Below are 21,228 nucleotides of genomic sequence, written 5' to 3'. Positions count from 1 at the left end.
TCTTTTGCTTCTTTCGGACTCTTTGTTTTCGAGCTCTCTGTTTTCGAGCTCTTCGCTTTCTGGGCTCTTCGGCCGGTCCGGTGTCCGTCCGCTACTTCTTCTTCGGCACCGTCGGCATCCCCAGGAACGGCAGCCTCAGCGCGCCGAACGCCTCCGCCGGGACCGCCGGTGCCTTCGGTTCGACCGGCTGCAGACGCTCGTACGCGGTGCCCTGGGCCGGACGCGGGTCCGTCTCGCCGTTGTTCGGCCAGTACGACATCGCGCGTTCGGCCTGGGCGGTGATCGTGAGGGACGGGTTGACGCCCAGGTTCGCGGAGACCGCGGCGCCGTCGACCACCGAGATGCCCGGGTGGCCGTACAGGCGGTGGTACGGGTCGATCACGCCCGTCTCCCGTGAGTCGCCGATCGGACAGCCGCCGAGGAAGTGGGCGGTCAGCGGCATGCCCATCAGTTCGCCCACGTTGCTGCCGGCGAAGCCGTTGATCTCCGCGGCGATCGCCGACGCGCTCTCCGTCGCCGCCCTGATCTGCTTGGGGTTGGGCGAGCCGTGACCCTGACGGGCCGTCAACAGCCCTTTGCCCGCGCCCTTCGGCTTCAGATAAGTGGTCAGGGAGTTGTCCAGGGACTGCATCACCAGGCCGATGATGGTCCGTTCCGACCAGTGGCGGTTGGAGATCGAGCGGAGGACCAGGAGGGGGTGGCGGGCGGCGTTCGCCAGCCAGCCCAGGGCCCTCGACGACCCTTCCGCGTACGGGACTTGGAGGATCGACAGGCCACCCATCGAGTTCGAGCCCTTGCCGTAGCGGACGGGTTCGACGTGGGTGTTCTCGTCGGGGTGGATGGAGGACGTGATGGCGACTCCGCGCGTGAAGTCGACCTTGGCCTCGCCGGTCGCCCTGCGATAGCGGCGGTCGTCGGTCTGGGCGCCGACCAGCGCCTCCGAGTTGGTACGGGTCAGCTCACCCAACCGATCGGAGAGGTAGGGGAGTTGGCCGCCCGCCTTCATCCGGTGCAGCAGGGTCTGGGTGCCGTACGTACCGGCAGCCAGGACCACGCGGCGGGCCGTGAGGGTGCGTCCCCCGCCCTTCTTCCGGTCGGTCCTGCTGGTCCTGTCGGTCGGAAGCGTGGCGACCGCGTAGCCGCCGCGTGAGTCGTCCGTGACCGACACGACCGTGGTCAGGGGGTGGACGACCGCGCCCGCCTTCTCGGCCAGGTAGAGGTAGTTCTCGTTGAGGGTGTTCTTCGCGCCGTGCCGGCAGCCCGTCATGCACTCCCCGCACTCGGTGCACGCCTTGCGCGTGGGCCCGGCGCCACCGAAGTAGGGGTCCGGGGCCTGCTCCCCCGGCGCCGCCTTCACCGCGCTCTCCCCGCCCTCTCCGTCCGCGCCGTCCCCGAAGAAGACGCCCACCGGCGCCAGATGGAAGGTGTCACCGACGCCCATCCGCTCGGCCGCCGCCTTCAGGTGGACGTCGGACGGGGTCATCGTCGGGTTGAGCCGTACGCCGAGCATGCGCCGGGCCTGGTCGTAATAAGGGCTCAACTCCCCTTGCCAGTCCGTGATGTCACGCCACTGGGGGTCCTCGAAGAACGGCTTCGGCGGTACGTAGAGGGTGTTGGCGTAGTTCAGCGAACCGCCGCCGACACCCGCGCCCGCCAACACCATCACGTTGCCCAGCAGATGGATGCGCTGGATGCCGTACATACCGAGCCTGGGCGCCCAGAGGTAGTTCTTCAGGTCCCAGGAGTTCCTGGGGAGCGTGTCGCGCGTGAAGCGGCGGCCCGCCTCCAGTACGCCGACCCGGTACCCCTTCTCGGTCAGGCGCAGGGCGGTGACGGAACCGCCGAAGCCGGAGCCGACGACGAGGACGTCGTAGTCATAGGCGTAACTGGAGTCGTGGTCGGAGTCGTGATCGCTTTCGTACGACACTTGCTCTCCTCGTTGAGAACAGAACTTGCCTGTGCAGCCGTCGTGTTACCGCAGCCGCAGCGCCTTCATCACCCTCAGGCTCCTGCTCATGAACTCCGCGTACTTCTCGTCGTCCATGCCCAGGGCCGGGGCCAGCGGCAGCAGGCGCTGCTGGGCGATCGTCTGGGCCTCGGTGTACTTGAGGATGCCCTCGGAGCCGTGGCGGCGACCGAGGCCGGATTCCTTCATGCCGCCCATGGGGGACTGGACGCTGCCGTACGCGGCCGCGTAGCCCTCGTTGACGTTGACCGTGCCGCAGCGCACGCGGGCCGCGACGGCGCGGCCACGGGCGGCACTCTTCGTCCAGACCGAGGCATTCAGCCCGTACGGCGTGGAGTTGGCGAGGGACACCGCCTCGTCGTCCGTCGTGAAGCGGTAGATCGAGACGACCGGGCCGAAGGTCTCCTCCGAGCAGACGGCCATCGGGGTCTCGACGCCGTCGAGGATGGTCGGCTCGTAGAAGTACGGGCCGATGTCCGGGCGGGCCGTGCCGCCCGCGAGGACCTTCGCGCCCTTCGCGACCGCCTCGTCGACGTGCTTCGTCACCGTCTCCAGCTGGCGTTCGCCGACCAGCGAGCCCATGTCGGCGCCGTACGCCAGGGACTTGCCGAGCCGCATCGCCTTCGTACGGGCCGCGAAACGCTCGACGAACGCGTCCGCGATCGACTCGTGGACGTACAACCGCTCGATGGAGATGCAGAGTTGGCCGGCCGAGGAGAAACAGGCCCGGACCGCGCCCGCTGCCGCCTTCTCGATGTCAGCGTCCTCCAGGACCAACATGGCGTTCTTGCCGCCGAGTTCGAGCGACACGCCGACCAGGCGCGCGGCGGCGCCCTGCGCGACCTCGCGGCCGGTGCGGGTGGAACCGGTGAAGGAGACGTAGTCGGCGTGCCGGACGACCTCGGGGCCGATGACCGGGCCCTCGCCGAGGACGACCTGGAAGACATCGGCGGGCAGACCGGCCTCGATGAGCAGGTCCCGGGCCCACAGGGCTGTCAGGCAGGTCTCCGTGTCCGGCTTCATCACTACGGCGTTGCCCGCGACGAAGGCCGGGATCGCGTCGCCGACCGACAGCTCCAGCGGGTAGTTCCAGGGGGCGATCTGGCCGACCACCCCGCGCGGGTGGCGCAGTTCGGTGACCTTGGTGAGGGTGGGCATCGCGCCCGCGTGCCGCTTCGGCTTCAGGTACTTGGGCGCCATGCGGCCGTAGTGGCGGGCGGCCACGGCGACGGCCTGGACCTCCTCGTGGGCGTGCAGGCGGGCCTTGCCGGTCTCCAGCTGGATGAGGTCGAGCACCTCGGCCTGGCGGGCCAGCACCAGGTCGTGGAAGCGCAGCAGCACGGCCGCGCGCTGCCGTACCGGGGTCTGCTCCCAGACGGCCTGGGCGACGCGGGCCCGCTCGTACGCCTTCTCCACGTCCTCGGGAGTGGACTCGGGCAGGTCGGCCAGCTTCTCGCCGGTGAACGGGGTGTGGTTGGCGGTGCGACCGGAGCCGACGACACCCTTGGTGAGCTGGGCGACCAGCTCGGGGGTGACCACGTCGGCGGCGGTGCGGGCGCCTGTGGGCGCGGGTGCCAGGGGGTTCGTACCGGTGGGGGCGTCGGTGCCGGGCTTTACCGGGGCCTGCGAGTCCGTCATGAGCCGCAGAGTATGACGGCGCGGAGGCTTTGGGTACCCATGGGTAACCCGGATTCACCGTCTACGCACAAGGTGTCGGCTCCCAGCGGCATGCCGCCAGTGAGCACTGGCAACGAATCCGCTGATCAGGGCGTTGGTCGTCGCGCGCTCGGCCGGAGACAGCCGAGGACAGCGGGTTGCGTCACTTTTTCTCGGCCGGTGGCCGACCGGGAGTCACTTCCTGTCGATTTCGAGCCGGTCGCGCGCCCCCTTGAAGACGTCCATCCCCCGCTTCTCGTCCGGCGTCCCCTTGGGCATGTCGACGCGCAGCTCGTACAGCCTGCCGTCGTCGGCCAGGATCTCCACCTGCATGACCCGGACGAGCCTGCCCTCGGTGTCGTACGCGGTGTCGGCCTGGACGGCCTCGTAGCCGTCGACGGTGGTGTCGGTGTACCGGGTGGTCGACTCGCCGTACCCCGACCAGATCTCGGCCGCCTTCTTCGCCTGACCCAGGGGCGAGCGGGGCGCCTTGTCCCACAGGGTGAGGCGGACCTGGATGGCCTCGTCGTTGTCGTAGATCGCCATCCGGGGCTGGTCGACGGCGTCGCCCTGCTGGTGGAAACGGACGTACTGGCGGGGCAGGGCGAGGACCGCCTTCAGGTCCTTCTCGTCGTTGGCCAACCAGTTGTCGAGGGTGGGGAGGACCTCCGAAGGTACGACGTCCGGCGTGCCGCCCGACTCCCCCACCGAGACCGACGCGTCCTCGCCGCTGGTCTCGACGACCGTCCCCGCGAACACCACACCCACGGCCAGGAGCACGACGGCACCGGCCAGGACCGCGAGGGCCACGCGCAGGGGGCGGCGGAGACGCGACGGCTTCGGGGCGGGCAGCGAGGCGGCGCGCGTCTCGGGCGAGGGCCTGGGCACGGGGACGGGGACCTCGGGTGCCGATGCGCCGGGTACGGCTGTCTCGGGCCCGGAAGCAGAGGCGGACTCGGATACGGAGGCGGGCGCGGACTTGGGTGTCCCGCCCTCGCCCTCGGCCTTCAGCCGTACCGTCCCCACGTCGTCCGTGAACTCCCTTATGCCCGAAGGTTCCTGAGCCTTCGTCAATTCGACGCGCTCCGGCGCCTTCGGCAGCGGCCAGCCCTTGGAGACCGCCTCCAGGGCCGCGGTGACCTCGTCCGCGTCGGGGCGCCCGGCGGGGTCCTTCATCAGCATCCGTACGAGCAACGGGCCGAGCGGGCCCGCCTGTTGGGGCTCGACCGGTTCGGCGGCGAGAATCGCGGCGAGCGTGGACTCCACGGTCGTACGGCGGAAGGGGGACCAGCCCTCGACGGCCGCGTACAGGAGTACGCCGAGCGACCACAGGTCGGAGGGTGGTCCGGCGCCCCGGCCGGACATGCGCTCGGGTGCGATGAACTCGAGGGAGCCGACGAACTCCCCGCTCATCGTGAGGGATTCCTCGCCCATGATGTGGGCGATGCCGAAGTCGGTGAGGACGACCCGGCCGTGCTGTCCGAGCAGCACGTTGGCGGGTTTCACGTCCCGGTGCACGATCCCTACGGAATGCGCGGCGCGCAGCGCGCCGACCACCGCGAGGCCGATGCGCGCGGACTCGGCGGGCTTGAGGGCGCCACGCTGGAGCACCTCGTGCAGCGACTCACCGCGCACCAACTCCATGACGATCCAGGGGAGTCCGTCCTCGACGACGACATCGTGGACGGAGACGGCCGAGGGATGGTCGACACGCGCGGCGGCCCGCGCCTCCCGGTGGAGACGGTGGGCGATCCGCTGATGGGCGGCGTCCTGCGGGTCCCCGGGCAGCCTCGGCTGCTTGACGGCGACCTCACGCTCGACGAGTTCGTCCTGGGCCCGCCACACGGTGCCCATGCCGCCGGAACCGATGCGCTCGGTCAGCCGGTACCGGCCACCGACCAGCCGCCCCTCGCCACCTTTGCCGCCCCCGTTCCGGTTCCCCGCACCCTGGTGCGCGCCGCCGTCCCCGCCGTTGCTCATGTCCCATCCCTACCCTGCGGGCCCGATGCTTGTCGACGCCGGTTCAGGGCGTCCGTCGTACGACGGGGCAGTGCCGTACGTCCGACCGTCGCCGCCAGTTTGCGCAGCCGCCGCCAGTCCATGGGGGGCGTCGGAGCGGGCACACCGGGCCGGTTACGGGGGACGCGGACGCGCAGGGCGCGCGGTTCGACGCGGCAGCGGACGGGGGTGGGCAGGACGAGGGCCTCGCCGTCGAGACCGACCTCGATCTCGGGCAGGTCCGCGTCGACGACGACCTCGTGGGCGGTGACGACGGTCATGCCGGTGGCGTACCGGCCGAGCAGCAGTTCGGCGGCCTGTGCCGCGTCCTCGACCTTGATGCCGAGCACGCCGAGAACACCGGCGTCCAGGCGCTCGCGGCGGCCGAGGCCGACGAGCTCGTCCATGCGGTAGCGGTTGTTGCTGACCAGCACGGCCTGCGGTGCGTGGATGACCGTCTCCCCCGGCTGTGTCCGCCCGTGCGGATACGCCCGCGCGGTCAGCGTCGGGCCGCGTTCGAACGTGAGCAGCTCGGGCAGCAGCCCCAGGGTGGTGCCGACCTTGTCGTCGCGGTAGGCGGGGCTCTGCACGATCGAGGCGTACGCGCCGAAGGAGGCGTTGTTGACGAAGGGGCGGCTGTTCGCCGTACCGCCGCCGTCCGCGCTGTCGGCGCCGCTGTCGAGGAAGCCCAGGTCCACCTTCAACTCCACTCCGCCCGCGTCCGTGAGGGCGTCGAGGCAGGCCGCCGGGTCGTCGCGGTCGAGGCCGAGGTCCATGGCGAAGTGGTTGCGCGTACCGGCGGACACGACCAGGAAGGGCAGGCCGTGTTCGACGGCGACGCCCGCGACGAGGGCCTGGGTGCCGTCGCCGCCGGCCACGCCGAGGAGATCCGCGCCCGCCGCGACCGCCTCCCGGGCCAGTGCGACGACATCCTCGGGCTCGGGTTTGTCGGGGTCGATCAGGTGGACACGGGCGCCGAGCAGCTCCGCCTTCTCACGCAGCCGGAAACGCTCGACCTTTCCGTCACCGGAGCGCGGGTTCATGAGGAGAAAGGGCCGCAGAGGCGCGGGCGACTCGTATTCGAGGACCGGCAGGACATGGGACCTGGTGCTGCTCAGCGCGAATTTTCCGGCCCACACGGCGGCGCCCCAGAGGGCGAGGGAGGCGATGGCCGGCCCCAGCAGGTTGGCGGCGGCGAAGAGGGCGACGACGGCAACGGGGGTGGCGACGGCAAGGACCGCCCCCACGCCCCGCACGAGGCCGCGCCGGGCGAGCGCCCACCACAGCCCGGAGGCGGTGAGCACGGCCCCGCCCACACCGACCACCGCGAGCAGCAGGCTGCCCATGCCCGCGTAGCCGATCGGCAGCAGCACGGCCAGCCCGGCGGCTCCGAGCGCACCGCGCGCAGCCCAGCGCTGCCGGGCATGCGCACGCCCGAACAGCTCGTTGTTCACGCCGGTACCGATGTCCATGCCGACGTTCTAGCAGAGTTCGCATTCAGCCTGCTCACAGGCGGAACAAAGCGGGATTCAAGGGTGACCCGGCTCACCTCGTCGAGCAGGATGATCACGGCGCTCTTACCTTGAAGACACGATCAGGTCACGGTATCTTCACGACCCAGTCGCCACGCACACCCGACATCGGCGCGCGCATTCGCACTTCACACTTCGCACTGTTTGGAGAACGTGACGATGACCGTGCCCGAAACGAATTCTCTGAGACAGCAGGAATCAGAGATAGGGACAGGGACAGGGATACGGCATCACGTCTCGCGGGCCGAACTGCGGGGCACCCGGGTGCGGTTGGCCGGCTACGCGTATCTCCACCAGGTCGAGATGCACGACGTCACCACCGAACTCGTCCTGCGTGAGCGGGAGTCGAGAGCCGAGTACCGGTTGCCCGTCACCCACACCGCGTCCCCGTGCATCGGCGCCGAGGAGGACGAGGGGCGGTACTCGTACGAGAAGGCCGGGTTCGAGGCCGCCTTCGACATCGACTCCGTGGCCGACGGATCACCCCTGGACGACGGGCTGTGGGACATCTCCCTGGCCGTCGGCGCCCAGGGGCTCACGCGCGAGGTGCGCATAGGCAGCAGCCGGGCCGACCGGCTGCCCGGCCGTCCCGACGTACGGATCACGGAGACCGTACGCGGTCGGCGTGCCGTCACCCTCTACACCACCGTCCCGTACGGCAACTACACGATCGACCTCGGCGAGCGGAAGCACCCGGTGCTGAAGCGGATCGCGTTCGGGGACGTCCGCTGGCACGCCGGCCGGCCCACCGAGCTGCTGATAACCGGCCGCTGCACGCTCGGCGCGTACCCGCGCGGGGCGCTGACCGTGCACCTGCGCAACGAGGAGGACCCGGACGCCACGGCGGTCTTCACCGCCGTACGGCCCCCGCACGGCGAGCAGTTCACGGTTCACATACCCGTCGCCGAGCTCGGTCCAGGCGTGTGGAGCGGTGAACTCCGGCTCGGGGAAAGGGTGTTGCCTTTGCCGCAGCTGTCGAAGGGGCTGCGGGCGGCCAAGTGGTGGCGCCGGAACGGGCTTTGGCACGCGAAGGCGGTTTCCCGTCCCGGCGGCGGGTTCGCCCTACGGGTGGGCCGGACCGGGGCAAGAGGACTTGTCAGGGCGGCTGCACGTCTCTGAAATCGCCACCCTGTCACCTTCCCTTCGCCTTCTTCTTTTTCTTCTTCTTTTTCCGGTCAGCCGCCCGCGACGAAGGTGTCCAGGGCGACATCGAAATACTCCTTCGCCTCCCGCACCTTGCCTACGGGCGCCGACACCCACACGTCGTACATCCGTCCGCCCTCCTCCCAGCACAGGTCGTAGGTGTGCCGTGGCCCCTCGGCCGCACTGAAGCCGTCCCACGTGAACTCCCATAGCGCGGCGGCCTGTTGGGCGTGCACGGTCTCGGTGACCCGCCCGTCGCGGTAACCCGGGTTCGCGGAGGCCCCGTTGGCGTCCGCCCGCTCCATCACCGCTAGCGGGCCACCCGGTTGGGGGTCGAGGATCTTGATCCCGAGGCGGAAAGTCTCTCCCGGCGAGAGATAGAAGACTCGCTCCGTCTGCTCCGAACGCGTGAAGCCGTCCGGAACCGCGAGTGAGAAACCGCGGGGGTCGTGGGCGAGGCGGTAGCCGGAGGGAGCGGTCGGGGAGGAAACCGACGGCGCGGCTGTACCCGGCGATCCCTCCGCCGTACCGGGCGACACCGTCGTCGTACCGGGCGACACCTCTGCCGTACCGGGCGACACCCCCGTCCTGCTGGGCGACACCTCCGTCGCCCCCGACACAGTGGCCGGCACCGTCGGTGCCGCTGACGCCGTGTCCTTCGGCGTGCCGCCCCCGCCGTCACCCGAGTTCATCAGCAGTGCCGCCGCGGACACCCCCGCCCCGGCCAGCGCCGCGACCAGCACCGCGGAAATGAGTACGGCCCGCCCCGAGGGTCGCGGCGGCTGGTCCGACGTACCGGAGGAGGCCGTACGGGAGGACGGCTTACGGAGAGAGACCGTCGGCGTCGACACCCTGCCGCCGGATTCCTCGCGCCGCTGAGTCTGCTGCCGGCCCGGTGTGTACGCGGCCGACAGTCTCGGCGTACGCCCGGTCGTCCGGAACGCCCGCAGCATCCGTTCCGCCTCCGCCGCGTCGAGGCGCCGCTCCGGATCGCGTTCCAGGAGGCCCCGTACGACGGGCAGGAGCGGCGCGGCCTGTGCCGGTGGCCGTACCTCGTCGATCACGACGGCGTGCAGGATGCCGCCCAACGAGTCGCGCCGGAACGGTGATTCGCCGCTCAGGGCCGTGCAGAGCAGCGCGCCGAGCGACCACAGGTCGGACTCCGGCCCGGTTCTGACCCCGGACATCCGCTCGGGCGCGGTGTACTCGGGCGAGCCGACGAACGAGCCGCTCTCGGTGAGCGTGGTCGCGCCCGCGACCTGGGCGATACCGAAGTCGGTGAGGACGATCCGGTCGGTGCCGTCCTCGAGGAGCACGTTCGCGGGCTTGACGTCCCGGTGCAGGACACCGGCGGCATGGGCCGTACCCAGGGCACCGAGCAGGGCGATACCGATCCGGGCGGCCTCGTCGGCGTCGACGGGGCCGCGCTGGGAGATCCGGTCGGCGAGCGAGCCGCCGTCGATCAACTCCATGACGATGTACGGGCGTTCGTCGTCCTCGACGACGTCGTGCACGACGATGATGTGCGGGTGCTGCAACTGGGCGACCGCGCGCGCCTCGCGCAGCGTGCGCTCGCGCCGCAGCCGGGCCTCGTCCGTCGCGAGGGAGGTGTCCGGCGTCAGTTCCTTGACCGCGACCCGCCGTTCGAGCAACTGGTCGGTCGCCCGCCACACGACGCCCATACCGCCCCGGCCGAGCCTCGCCTCCAGGCGGTACCGCCCGGCGATCAGTCGGAAGCTCTCCCCCTCTGTCCCCATGGGCCTCATCATGCCGCACCGGAGAACGGGCCTCCGGGACGGTGAGCGGCGGATGACCGACAACCGCCCTACCAGGCCTCCCGGGCAGGGGACGGTCAGCCGGACTTCGGCCGCCACCCTCGCAGTACCGTTGCGAACTGCTCCCTCGCGGTCGCCCAGTCGGCCGCCGGGGCGGACATGTAGATCACGTACTCGGCTCCGTCCAGACCGAGATACGCCTGCTCGATGGCCCGCCGCGGCCCCGGGAACTCCGAGTCCTTGGCCAGGGCCGTCCAGGTGAAGTCCCAGATCGCGCCCTTGCGGTCGCGGTAGACGTTCGGCTCCAGGCTCACCGTCCGGTACTCGCTGAGCCGCTTGAGCTGCCGTTCCAGGTCGAGCTGGTGGAGGTAGGGGTCGTCGAAGTCCGGGGACTCGTCGATGGCGATACGCAGGAAGTGCTCGCCGCCGTCGGGCGAGTAGTCGATCTGCCCATTCTCCTCCTTCCGCGTCCACCCCTCGGGCAGCGGGAGGCTGAAACCGGCCGGATCGTCGACCCGCACCCAGCCTTTCGCCACGGAGGGGGCGACGGCGGAAGGAGTGGCAGAGGCGGAGCTGGAGGCAGAGGCGCTGGCGGACGGAGTGGCCGAGGAGGCGGAACCGGCCGTCCCCAGCCCCTGGTTCCGCTGGTTCCACTGGTGCAGCGCGACCGCTCCGCCCCCGCCGACGAGCACGACCAGCGCGGCGACGAGGGCGATCGTGCGACCCCGGCGGCGCGGCCGGCCCGGGGCGGGAGGAGCGACGGCGACCCCCTGCTGCGGCGTGTCGGAGCCGACTGCCCCTGGCCCTGCCGCTCCCGCTGTCGCCCCGCCTATCCGGAAGGTCCCGACCTCTCCCTCCGCGGGTGCCCGCACCGGCCCGACGTGCTGCGTCGGCACGAACTGCTGGGCCGCGCGGGGCCGCCGCCCCTCCGCCGCCTCCGCGAGCATCTGCTCGGCCTCGGCCGCTCCGGGCCGTACGGCGGGATCCTTCAGCAGCAGGGCCGTGATGACGGGCCCGAGCGGACCGGCGTACCGCGGCTCGGTGGGCTCGTCCTCGACGACCGCCTGCATGGTGGTGAGCGGGGAGGTGCGGCGGAACGGCGACCTGCCCTCGACGGCCGTGTACAGCGTGGCGCCGAGCGCCCACAGGTCGGAGGACGGTCCGGGGTCCTCGCCTCGCAGCCGTTCCGGAGCGAGGTAGTCGACCGACCCGACGATCTCTCCCGTACGGGTGATGGTCGTGTCCCCCTCGACCTGGGCTATGCCGAAGTCGGTGAGCAGGACGCGGCCGTCCTGGGAGAGGAGGACGTTGCCGGGCTTGACGTCCCGGTGCAGTACGCCGGCGGCGTGCGCGGCGGTCAGCGCGCGCAGCACCCACAGGCCGATCCGGGCGGCCTCGCGCGGCTCGACGCGCCCGACCTCCTTGACCTCGTCGGCCAGCGAGTTGCCCTCGACGAGTTCCATCACGATCCACGGCCGGCCGTCGTGGTCGAGCACGTCGTGCAGGGTGACGACGGCGGAGTGGTTGATCCGCGCCGCCGCGCGCGCCTCGGCCCGCGTACGGGCGAGCAGGACGGCCTGCTCGCTCTCGGACACGTACAGCGCGGCCGTCAACTCCTTGATGGCGACGGCACGGTGCAGCAGCTCGTCGTGCGCACGCCACACCCGCCCCATTCCACCGCTGCCGATGACGTCGACGAGCCGGTAGCGGCCCGCGAGGAGCTGACCCTGCATCTGATTCACGTTTCCCCGCAATGGTCTTGTCAGGGGCAAGACTAAGGAGCGCCCACGCCTGAGGGAACCGCAGGGGGCCCTACGGGGACAGCACTGTGACGGTTCTGCCCGTCCGGCCGGACCTCGAGGTCAGCCGGTGGGCTGATAGGTCGCCGCAGCCTGCTCGTACAGACGGGTCACCTCGTCCCGCTCGGCCTCCGGCCCACGCACCTGAACCACGTGGTACCGGCCGTCGACGACGATCGCGAGATTGCGTACGAACACCTCGCTGCCGGAGCTGTTCTGCCAGGTGAACTGCCCCTCGGCCATGGTCCGTCCGCCCACCTCGATGGTCCGCATCCCGCTGGATGTGGCCCAGGTCGAGTCTCGGAACGGCTGCAACTCGTACTCCCGCTCCCGCTGGTACGCCATCGGGTCGGCGCCGTACGCCTTGGTGGTGTCCCGGCCCGGTACGACGATGAGCTGGAACGAGCCGTGCGAGTAGACGACTTGGCCGCGCCCGTTCTTGCCCGCCCGGTCCCAGCCGTCGGCGACGGCGACGCGGAAGCCCGCGGGGTCGGTGCGCACGGTGAAGCCGGCGGCGGCATCGGGCCCGGTGCCGGACGGCGTCTCGGACGAAGAAGAAGAAGAAGACGAATTGGCCGACGGGGAGGCGCTGTTGCCCTTCCCGCCTCCGGGCGAGGTCTGCTCGGGTCGCGGTTCGCTGCTCGCGTCCGGGGTGTCGGCCGACTGCTCCGGCGCCGTGCTCACCTCTCCGGCGGAACCGGTCCGCTCGCCGTCCTGTGCTCCGTCGTTGCCGGACTTCGGCATGAAGAACATGGCGTACGCGATCGCCGCGGCCAGCACGAGCAGTATCAGGAGGAGCAGGTTGCGGCCCAGCTTGCGCGGCGCCCGCTGCTCCTGCCTGGCCCGCTTGTGCCGACCGTGCGGACCCGTCGCGGGCAGCCCTGCCCTGCGCCTGCGCACCAGCTCGCCCCGGCGCCGCACGATCGGCAGCCGGCGCGGATCGGTGGGCGGCGCGGCGACGACGTGCGCACCGGCTTCCGGCTCGGGCGCCGACCGGACGAGTGAGCGCAGCCAGCCGTTCAGCTCCTCGAAGTCGAGCCGCTCGGTGGGGTCCTGGCGCAGCAGCGACTCCACGACGGGCCTGAGCGGCCCGCACTCCTCGGCGAAAGCGGGCGGCTCGGCGCACACCAGCTGCACCAGCTCGGCCGTCGACTCCTCGGGGTAGGGCGCATGCCCCTGTACGGCCCTGAAGAGCAGCGCGCCGAGCGCCCACAGGTCGGTCGCGGGACCGATGGGCGCGGCCAGCTGCCAGTTCTCGTGCACGGGCCCGGCCTGTTCCGGCGCCCAACGCTCGGTCACCGCCCCGACGACAGACATCCGTGCCTGCCGCGCCCGCTCGGCGGCCAGCGCGGTGGCCGGCCCCCGCCTGGGGGCATCGGCGACGGCCGTCTCGTCCCAATGGCCCGGCGGCCGGCCGGGTGCGCGGTCGGCCGGCGGGGGCTGGTCCTGGGGGTGGGCGTGGGTGTGAGTGGCCGAGCCGGGCTGCTGCTGCTGCTGCTGCGGAATGCTGTCGGCGACCCCGCTCGTCGCGGCGCCGCTTCCTCCGGAGGACAGAGCTGTACGCGCCTGTCCGGTGTGCCCGGCCTGCGGCCCGATCTGCCCGGCAACCCCGGTCACGGGGGCGGCGGCACCGCGCCAGGCGGTCGCGTTGCGCACGCCGTAGGGGTCGGCGATCTGCCCCGGAGGCGGAGTGGCCGGACCGCGCTCCGCACCGGTGCCGTACGCGCCGCCACCGGTATCACCGGCCGCCTCGATCGAGGGCCGGGCGCCGGGCAGCGCGGTGCGCCCGCTCTGCTCGGCCTCCTGGACCCTGGCCGCGGCACGCGCTCCGGCCCGATACGCGGCGATCGCCCCGGCCCGCGCCGCCCGAATGTCCCCGCCGGTCTCCAACGCCCGCTGCTCACCGCCGGCGGCGCCCGAGTCGCGCCCCTCGACGCCCGCCCCGGGCACCCCTCCACCACTCCGCGCCTCAATGGCGGCACGCCGGGCAGCCTCGGGATCCGCCCCCGAATCCCCGGCGAACGTCCCCCCGGCAACCCCGTAAGTCCCGCCGGGATGACCCGGACCGCCGACCCCACCGCCGGTCAGGCCCTGCGGCCTCGCCACGCCCGGCCCACCCGCCGACTGCCCGTACCCACCGCGACCGCCCGCCGAGCCCGGACCGGTCCGCGCTTCGACGGCGGCACGCCGGGCAGCCTCCGGGTCCACCCCGGAATCCCCGGCGAACGTCCCCCCGGCAACCCCGTAACTCCCGCCCCCGCCGGAGTGACCCGCACCGCCACCGCTACGACCGCCGACCCCCGGGGTGCCAACTGCCGTGCTCGCGCCCCTTATGGCCTTCGCGTCCTCCGGGCCACCGGCCGTCCCCGGCGTATCCCGGCCGGGTACCGGGTCGTACCCGCACAGCGCCTCTTCCGCCGCCCCGGCCGCCAGCCCGGTGAGCATCACGCGCCCGTCGTCGCAGACGAGCACCGTGCGCTCGGTGATGTTGCGGTGCACCCAGCCGTGGGCGTGCAGCACCCGCAGCGCCATGAGGACGTCGGCGGCGACCTCGGCCGCGCGGTACGGCGTCAGCGGCTTCTCGGCGAGCAGCGACTCCAGTGACCGGGCCGGCACCAGTTCACTCACTATCCACAGCGAGCCGCCCTGCGCGAACACGTCGAAGACCTGGTCGAGCCGTGGGTGATCAGGGATGGACGCGGCGGCCTGCGCGGCCTCGATGGCACGCCGTACGGTCGGATCGCTGGGGCGGCGGGTCGCCGCGGACCGATCAGCGGCGCCTCGCGCCCGACGCCCGTCCCTCGCCACGAAACCGTCCGGCAGCCCGTCCGCGTCGAGCACCTCGGCCTCGACGACCTCGGGCAACGGCACCTGCCTGACCAGGACTTCCTGCCCGCTGTACGTGTCGTAGGCCCGAGTCTCGGACTGTTCGAACTCATCGGACGACGGCAGCGGCAGGCGGTAGCGGTCGGCGAGTACCCGCCCCGCATATTCCTCCACGATGCCTCCCCCGACCGTCCGGCTGCTCCAGCTGCTCATTTCCGTTCGCCATACGTCCCGTTCTGCATGCGTACGGTCCGCAACCACTCACGATACGTGCCGGAGGCAATTCGCAAAGAGGGGATTCGAGATCTGACGGCCTCAACTCGGAAGCGCGGGCATCACGATTTCGGCTCGAACGTCTCCGTGAAGGTCCGCCATGTCTCCTTGCGCAGCTCACTGTCCCAATTCGACGCTTTCGCCGTGTACATGAGCCCATATCCGAGTTGGTCGTCGACGACGAACCCCCGGTCCACCGACCGGTACTCCGTCCCGCCCTCCGTGTAGGTGAACTCCCAGTCGGCCGTGTTCCAGCCGCGGTAGTCCACCTTCTCTATTCGGATCCGGTCGTACTGCGAACGCGTCATGTACTGCTCTTGGTTCTTCCAGTCCGCCACGGGATCGCTCTTGGGCATGGTGGTCCACCCGACGAGCAGCTTCTGCCCGTCGGGCCCCGCGAACCTGGCCCCCGCGGCCCCCGTGGACTCGTACTTCCATCCGGCGGGCAGTCCGATGGAGAACCCCTGCCCATTCGTGTGCGTGGACACACCCGCGGACTCACCGGACGCACTCGCCGACGCACTGGCCGAGTTCCCCGAGCCCGCTCCGGCGCCCGAGCCGGTCCCCGCCTCGGCGCTCTTCGTGGCATCGGCGCTCTGCCCACCGTCCGCACGGGTGCCCTCGTCCTTGTCCTCCTTGGTCTCGGCGGAGGCGGAGGAGGTTGACGTCACCTTGCCCCCACCGCTCTTCGCCCCGTCGGCGGAGCTGTCGGTGGAGTCGTCGCCCCCAAGCACGAGGGCCAGCACCACGCCGAGCGCGATGACCGCGACAACCACCGCGATGATCACCAGCGTGCGCTTGGGCACCACGTCGGTGAGCGGCGCCCTGGGCACCGACCGAGGCGGCAGATCCGGCGGCGGCACCACGGGCCACCCCGAACTCCGGCCACCGGTACCGGCGTTACCCCCCTGAGCCCCACTTTCCCGGCCCTGACCGTCCCTGGCGCCGGGAACAACGGCTCCCTGAGCAGCGCCCCCGGCCGGTTTCCCGGATTTCCCCGCACCGCCGCTCTTCTCAGCGTCGTCCTCCACACCGGCGGAAGCCACACTCCCGGAAACCGCGGTCTCGGAGACCGCAGCCCCCGCGGTCCCCCCGGACCCGGAAGCACCGGTAGCCCCGGCGGAGTCAGCGGAGTCGGCGGACTTCGTCCGAACCGCCGCCCCCGCCCCGGCACCCGCCGCGACGGCCGCCTTCTTCACGGACCGGAACGCACCCCGGAACCGCTCTCCGGCATCCTCGCCCCGCTTGCCCGCGGAGCCCGAGTCGGCCGAACTCCCGCTCTCCTCAGCCTTGTCCGCCCGCTTGTTCCGGTCGGGGACGGGCGGCAACGGCACGACCTTCGTGGCGTCCACCGGCTCCGGCTCGGCCTCCTCGCGCTGGGGCGCGTGGAACACCGCGTTGAGCATCGTGCGCGCACCGGCGTCGTCGAGCCGCTTGGCGGGATCCTTGGTGAGCAGCCCGTAGATCACGTCCTTCAGCGGACCCGCGTTCTTCGGCTCCTCCAACTGCTCCGTCATCACGGCGGTCAGCGTCGCGATCGCGGACCCCTTGTCGTACGGCGGCACACCCTCGACCGACGCGTACAGCAGGCCACCGAGAGACCAGAGGTCGGCAGCCGGGCCGGGCTTGTGGCCTCGGGCCCGCTCCGGCGAGATGTAGGAGGGAGCGCCGACGAGCATGCCGGTCGAGGTGATCGACGGGTCGCCCTCGACCTGCGCGATACCGAAGTCGGTGAGGACGACCCGGCCGTCCTCCGACATCAGAACGTTCGACGGCTTCACGTCGCGATGCAGGATGCCCTCGCGGTGCGCGGACCTGAGCACGTCGAGAATCGCGAGGCCCACCTCGGCAGCGCGCCTCGGCTCCAGCAGCCCGTCCTCACGGATGACCTCGGCGAGCGACTTGCCCTCGACGAGCTCCATCACGATCCACGGCCGGTCGTCCTCCTCGACCACGTCGAAGACGGTCACGGCGCTGTTGTTGCGGATCCGCGCGATGGCCTTGGCCTCGCGCAGCGTCCGCGTGATCAGCCGCCGCTTCTCCTCCTCGTCGATACTTCCCGGGAACCGCAGCTCCTTGACGGCGACCGTCCGGCCGAGGGTCTCGTCCTCCGCCCGCCAGACGGTGCCCATGCCGCCGCGGCCGAGGACTCCTCCCAGCCGGTACCGCCCGGCGAGGAGACGCTCACTCCTGTCCTGACGGGATGCTCCCGCCCGCTCCGCCTCCGACATGCGTCCCCTCATGCAACCCGCCCTGACAGAGCCTCCATTGTCCCTCACCCGACAACCGGCCGATGCCCCGGGTGCCCCTCGGGACGGACGGCGGCCCGTGGGAAGGGAGACCGCGTGAAGCGAGTGATCCGCCGTCCGACCTGCTGTCACTGTCTTCCCCCCCTCCCGAATGAACACGGACGCGAGCGCGGACCCCGGCCTCGGCTCGGCCCCGCCCGCCGCCGAGTTCTGTCCGCGCACCCCGTAGAACGGACGGGTGCCGAGCAAAGATCCCAGCTCACGACACTCGTTCGAGTGACGCTCGGGAGTTCGAGAGTTGCGGCCGGGAAGACGCCGCAAGTCCGAAACCAGCGGTTCGCGGCCGGGAGTTGCGGAGGCGTCAGAGCGGCACGATGTCCGGCGCACCGAGCCGCGCGGCGTCCGCCGTCAGGTCGTCGGGCTGCCGCTGCGACTCACGCTCCGCCTCCACCCGCTTGTCGTAGTGCTCGACCTCACGCTCGATCTGGTCCTTGTCCCAGCCGAGAACGGGCGCCATCAGCTCCGCCGCCTCCCGGGAACTGCGCGTCCCCCGGTCGAACGTCTCGATCGAGATCCGGGTCCGCCGCGTCAGCACGTCGTCCAGATGCCGCGCCCCCTCGTGCGAGGCCGCGTACACGACCTCCGCCCGCAGATAGTCCTCCGCCGACTGCAGGGGCTCGCCGAGCGAGGAGTCCGCGGCGATCAGATCGAGGACCTCCTGCGCCAGTGAGCCGTACCGATTCAGCAGGTGCTCCACGCGCACCACATGGAGGCCGGTGCGCGCGGCAGTCCGCGCCCGGGCGTTCCACAGCGCGCGGTAGCCCTCGGCGCCCAGCAGCGGCACATCCTCCGTCACGCACTCGGCGACCCGCTGGTCGAGGCCGTGCACCGCCGCGTCGACCGCGTCCTTCGCCATCACCCGGTACGTCGTGTACTTGCCGCCCGCCACCACCACGAGCCCCGGCACCGGGTGCGCCACGGTGTGCTCGCGCGACAGCTTGCTGGTGGCATCGGACTCACCGGCGAGCAGGGGCCGCAGGCCCGCGTACACACCCTGGACGTCGTCCCTCGTCAACGGCACCGCGAGCACCGAGTTCACGTGCTCCAGCAGATAGTCGATGTCGGCGCTGGACGCGGCCGGGTGGGCCTTGTCGAGGTCCCAGTCGGTGTCCGTCGTCCCGACGATCCAGTGCCGGCCCCATGGGATCACGAACAGCACGGACTTCTCGGTGCGCAGGATCAGCCCGGTCGTCGAGTGGATCCGGTCCTTGGGCACGACCAGATGGATGCCCTTGGACGCCCGGACGTGAAACTGGCCGCGCTCGCCGACCATCCCCTGGGTGTCGTCGGTCCACACCCCGGTGGCGTTGACGATCTGCCGGGCGCGGATCTCGTACTCCCCGCCGCCCTCGACATCCTGCACCCGGGCGCCCACGACCCGCTCCCCCTCGCGCAGGAAACCGGTCACCCGCGCGCGGTTGGCGACTTTGGCTCCGTACGCCGCCGCCGTGCGCACCAGGGTGGCCACAAAGCGGGCGTCGTCCATCTGCGCGTCGTAATACTGCAACGCTCCGACCAGCGCGTCCTTCTTCAGGGCGGGCGCGACACGCAGGGCGTGACGGCGGCTCAGGTGACGGTGCCGCGGCAGGCCCCGCCCGTGCCCGCGGGCCATCGACATGGCGTCGTAGAGCGCGACGCCCGCCCCGGCGTACAGCCGCTCCCAGCCCTGGTGCTGAAGCGGATACAGGAACGCCACCGGCTTCACCAGGTGCGGAGCGAGCCGCTCCAGCAACAGCCCGCGTTCCTTCAACGCCTCCCGTACGAGGGCGAAGTCGAGCATCTCCAGATAGCGCAGTCCGCCATGGATGAGCTTGCTTGACCTGCTCGACGTGCCCGACGCCCAGTCACGGGCCTCCACCAGGCCCGTGGACAGGCCGCGGGTCACGGAGTCGAGGGCGGTACCCGCGCCGACCACGCCCGCGCCCACCACCAGCACGTCCAGCTCACGCTCGGCCATTGCTGCCAGTGACTCGGCGCGCTGCGCCGGTCCCAGTGCCGCTGTCCTCATCGCTGCCTCCTGCTGTCGGTCGCACCGGCCGCTTCCGTACGGCCGGCTGACTGTGTCCCGCCGTACGGCTACGCCTGCCCGAATCCCCTGCCCGAATTCTGACCGGGTTGCCCGACTTCGGCCACCACCCGCCCCCAGCCTGTGGACAACCCACACAGAAACACCTGTGGAAACTCGCGCACCCAATCACACATATCGGTCATATTTACTCCTAGTCTGACATTGCGCTCGCTCGTTCTGTCCACACGGCTTGCGCACCTGTCCCGCTTCGGCTACTGGGAAGGACGGCCCACGCATGCCCGCAGATCTCGCCGTCATCGGACTCGGACATCTCGGCCTGCCGCTGGCCCAGGCCGCCGTCGCCGCCGGCATCCCCACCCTCGGGTACAAGACCGGCCCGGAAGCCGGTTCCCTGACCGCCGCCGAGCTGCGCCGGATGCTCTCCGGAGGCTTCCGGACGGCCGTCGGCCCCGCCGAACTCGGCCGCGTACGCACCGCCGTCATCTGCGCCCCCACCCCGCGCGGCGCCGACGGCACGCTCGACCTCAGCCAGGTGGAGGCCGCCGCCCGCACCCTCGCGGCCCGCCTGCGCCCGCACACCACGGTGATCCTTGAGTCGCCCGTGCAGCCGGGCACGACGGAGGAGTTCCTGCGCCCTCTCCTCGAAGAGGGCTCCGGACTACAGGCGGGCCGCGACTTCCACCTCGCCTACTCCCCCAGCCGTGTCGACCCCGGCAACCGCGACTTCACCCCCGCCAACACCCCGAAGGTCATCGGCGGCCTCACCCCGGCCTGCACCGAATCGGCCGCCGCCTTCTACGCCCGGCTCACCGACAAGGTGGTACGCGCGCGTGGACCCCGGGAAGCGGAAACCGTGCAGCTCCTGGAGACCAACTTCCGGCACGTCAACATCGCCCTCGTCAACGAGATGGCCGTCCTCTGCCACGACCTGGGCGTCGACCTCTGGGACGTCATCCGCTGCGCCGAGACCAAGCCGTTCGGCTTCCAGGCCTTCCGCCCGGGCCCCGGCGTCGGCGGCCACGCCACCCCCCAGGACCTGCGCGGCCACACCGGCCGCACCCTCCGCATGGTGGAACTCGCCCAGCAGGTCAACAACCACATGCCCCAGTACGTCATCCAGCGCGCGGCCACCCTCCTGAACGAACACGGCAAGTCGGCCCGGGGCGCCCGCGTACTGCTCCTGGGCGTCACCTACAAGCCCGACCTCGCCGACCAACAGGGCTCCCCCGCCCAGGAGATCGCGATCCGTCTGATGGAACTGGGCGCCTCCGTCAGCTACCACGACCCCCACGTCCCGTCGTGGAGCGTCCTGGACCGCCCCCTCCCGCGCGCGGACTCCCTCTACGAGGCGGCGGCCGACGCCGACCTGACGATCCTGCTCCAGCAACACCGCACGTACGACCTCCAGGGCCTGTCGGTGAAGGCGCAGCTGCTGCTGGACACGCGGGGGGCCACACCTACGGGGGCGGCGCATCGGTTGTGAGGGGGCGCCCGGAACCGACCCGAGCCCCTGGAGCCGGTGGCACACAGCACTCCGCACCGGTACCGTACAAAAAGGTGGAGCCCACCACAGCGGGAACTGCGGCAGGCTCCTGAAAAGTGAACGGAGTGTCCACCCCTAGCTCTCGTGGGGGTGGCCGCTCACTTTCCGTATGTCCACAAGAGGCACCTCCTCCTGAGCTTGTTCCGCTTTGACGGACACCATTGGTGTGGTGGTCAGGCTGCGGGTGCGGTCTCGTATTCGGCGGGACTGCGGTAGCCGAGGCTGCTGTGCAGTCGGTGCAAGTTGTACCAGCCCTCGACAAAGTCGAAGATCGCGGTGCGGGCCGCGGCCCGGTTGAGCCAGGTTCTCGTGTCGAGCAACTCCCGTTTGATGGTGGCGAAGAACGACTCGGCGAGGGCGTTGTCCCAGCACTGTCCGG

At 71.2% G+C, this 21,228-nt stretch carries 12 protein-coding genes; 2 read left to right on the top strand and 10 right to left on the bottom strand.

All coding sequences use genetic code 11. The features are described from left to right. Positions 1-91: 91 nt before the first annotated feature. The 4 genes from G3I71_RS40025 to G3I71_RS40010 all read right to left on the bottom strand — a co-directional run bounded on the left by G3I71_RS40025 (position 92) and on the right by G3I71_RS40010 (position 7,092). A complete protein-coding gene (locus tag G3I71_RS40025; protein ID WP_164322947.1) occupies positions 92-1,927 on the bottom strand; it encodes a GMC family oxidoreductase in 1,836 nt (611 codons plus the stop codon). A 45-nt stretch (positions 1,928-1,972) separates the two neighbouring features. Then, positions 1,973-3,604, bottom strand: a complete 1,632-nt coding sequence (locus G3I71_RS40020; RefSeq protein ID WP_164322945.1) for a succinic semialdehyde dehydrogenase — start codon at positions 3,602-3,604, stop codon at positions 1,973-1,975. 213 nt (positions 3,605-3,817) lie between these two features. Continuing rightward, positions 3,818-5,602: a serine/threonine-protein kinase gene (locus G3I71_RS40015; RefSeq protein ID WP_164322943.1), complete on the bottom strand. Its 1,785-nt coding sequence runs from the start codon at positions 5,600-5,602 to the stop codon at positions 3,818-3,820. Further along, entirely contained in the window at positions 5,599-7,092 is a 1,494-nt protein-coding gene (locus tag G3I71_RS40010) for a diacylglycerol kinase family protein (RefSeq protein ID WP_164322941.1), read from the bottom strand. Before G3I71_RS40010 ends, G3I71_RS40015 begins: the two co-directional genes overlap by 4 nt. 219 nt (positions 7,093-7,311) lie before the next feature. On the opposite strand from G3I71_RS40010, the gene G3I71_RS40005 reads away from it, so the two are divergent. Further along, positions 7,312-8,271, top strand: coding sequence for a hypothetical protein (locus tag G3I71_RS40005; RefSeq protein ID WP_164322939.1), 960 nt, complete (start codon positions 7,312-7,314; stop codon positions 8,269-8,271). Between the two features lie 56 nt (positions 8,272-8,327). Here G3I71_RS40005 and G3I71_RS40000 read toward each other — a convergent pair whose 3' ends face one another. The 5 genes from G3I71_RS40000 to G3I71_RS39980 form a co-directional block, all read right to left on the bottom strand. After that, on the bottom strand, positions 8,328-10,052 hold the full coding sequence (locus G3I71_RS40000) for a serine/threonine-protein kinase (protein WP_164322937.1): 1,725 nt from the start codon (positions 10,050-10,052) through the stop codon (positions 8,328-8,330). Positions 10,053-10,147: 95 nt separating this feature from the next. Beyond that, complete coding sequence (locus G3I71_RS39995; protein WP_164322998.1) at positions 10,148-11,803, bottom strand: serine/threonine-protein kinase; 1,656 nt, start codon at positions 11,801-11,803, stop codon at positions 10,148-10,150. 129 nt (positions 11,804-11,932) lie between these two features. Continuing rightward, a complete protein-coding gene (locus G3I71_RS39990; RefSeq protein ID WP_203732598.1) occupies positions 11,933-14,908 on the bottom strand; it encodes a protein kinase in 2,976 nt (991 codons plus the stop codon). Positions 14,909-15,030: 122 nt separating this feature from the next. After that, the gene (locus tag G3I71_RS39985) at positions 15,031-17,199 is read right to left on the bottom strand and encodes a serine/threonine-protein kinase (protein WP_164322994.1); all 2,169 of its coding nucleotides are present in this window, start codon (positions 17,197-17,199) and stop codon (positions 15,031-15,033) included. Positions 17,200-17,578: 379 nt separating this feature from the next. Next, positions 17,579-19,285, bottom strand: a complete 1,707-nt coding sequence (locus tag G3I71_RS39980; RefSeq protein WP_164322935.1) for a glycerol-3-phosphate dehydrogenase/oxidase — start codon at positions 19,283-19,285, stop codon at positions 17,579-17,581. 295 nt (positions 19,286-19,580) lie between these two features. Between G3I71_RS39980 and G3I71_RS39975 the strand changes: the two genes are divergently transcribed. Continuing rightward, positions 19,581-20,789 (top strand): nucleotide sugar dehydrogenase, encoded by a 1,209-nt coding sequence (locus tag G3I71_RS39975; protein WP_164322933.1) that lies wholly within the window; start codon positions 19,581-19,583, stop codon positions 20,787-20,789. Between the two features lie 233 nt (positions 20,790-21,022). Here the strand turns inward: G3I71_RS39975 and G3I71_RS51770 are convergent. Then, a partial coding sequence (locus G3I71_RS51770; protein WP_164322794.1) for an integrase core domain-containing protein occupies positions 21,023-21,228 on the bottom strand: 206 nt, incomplete at its 5' end.

This window comes from Streptomyces sp. SID12501 (genome assembly GCF_010550245.1).
Classification (GTDB): Bacteria; Actinomycetota; Actinomycetes; order Streptomycetales; family Streptomycetaceae; genus Streptomyces.
This window is presented reverse-complemented; position numbering and strand designations above follow the sequence as displayed.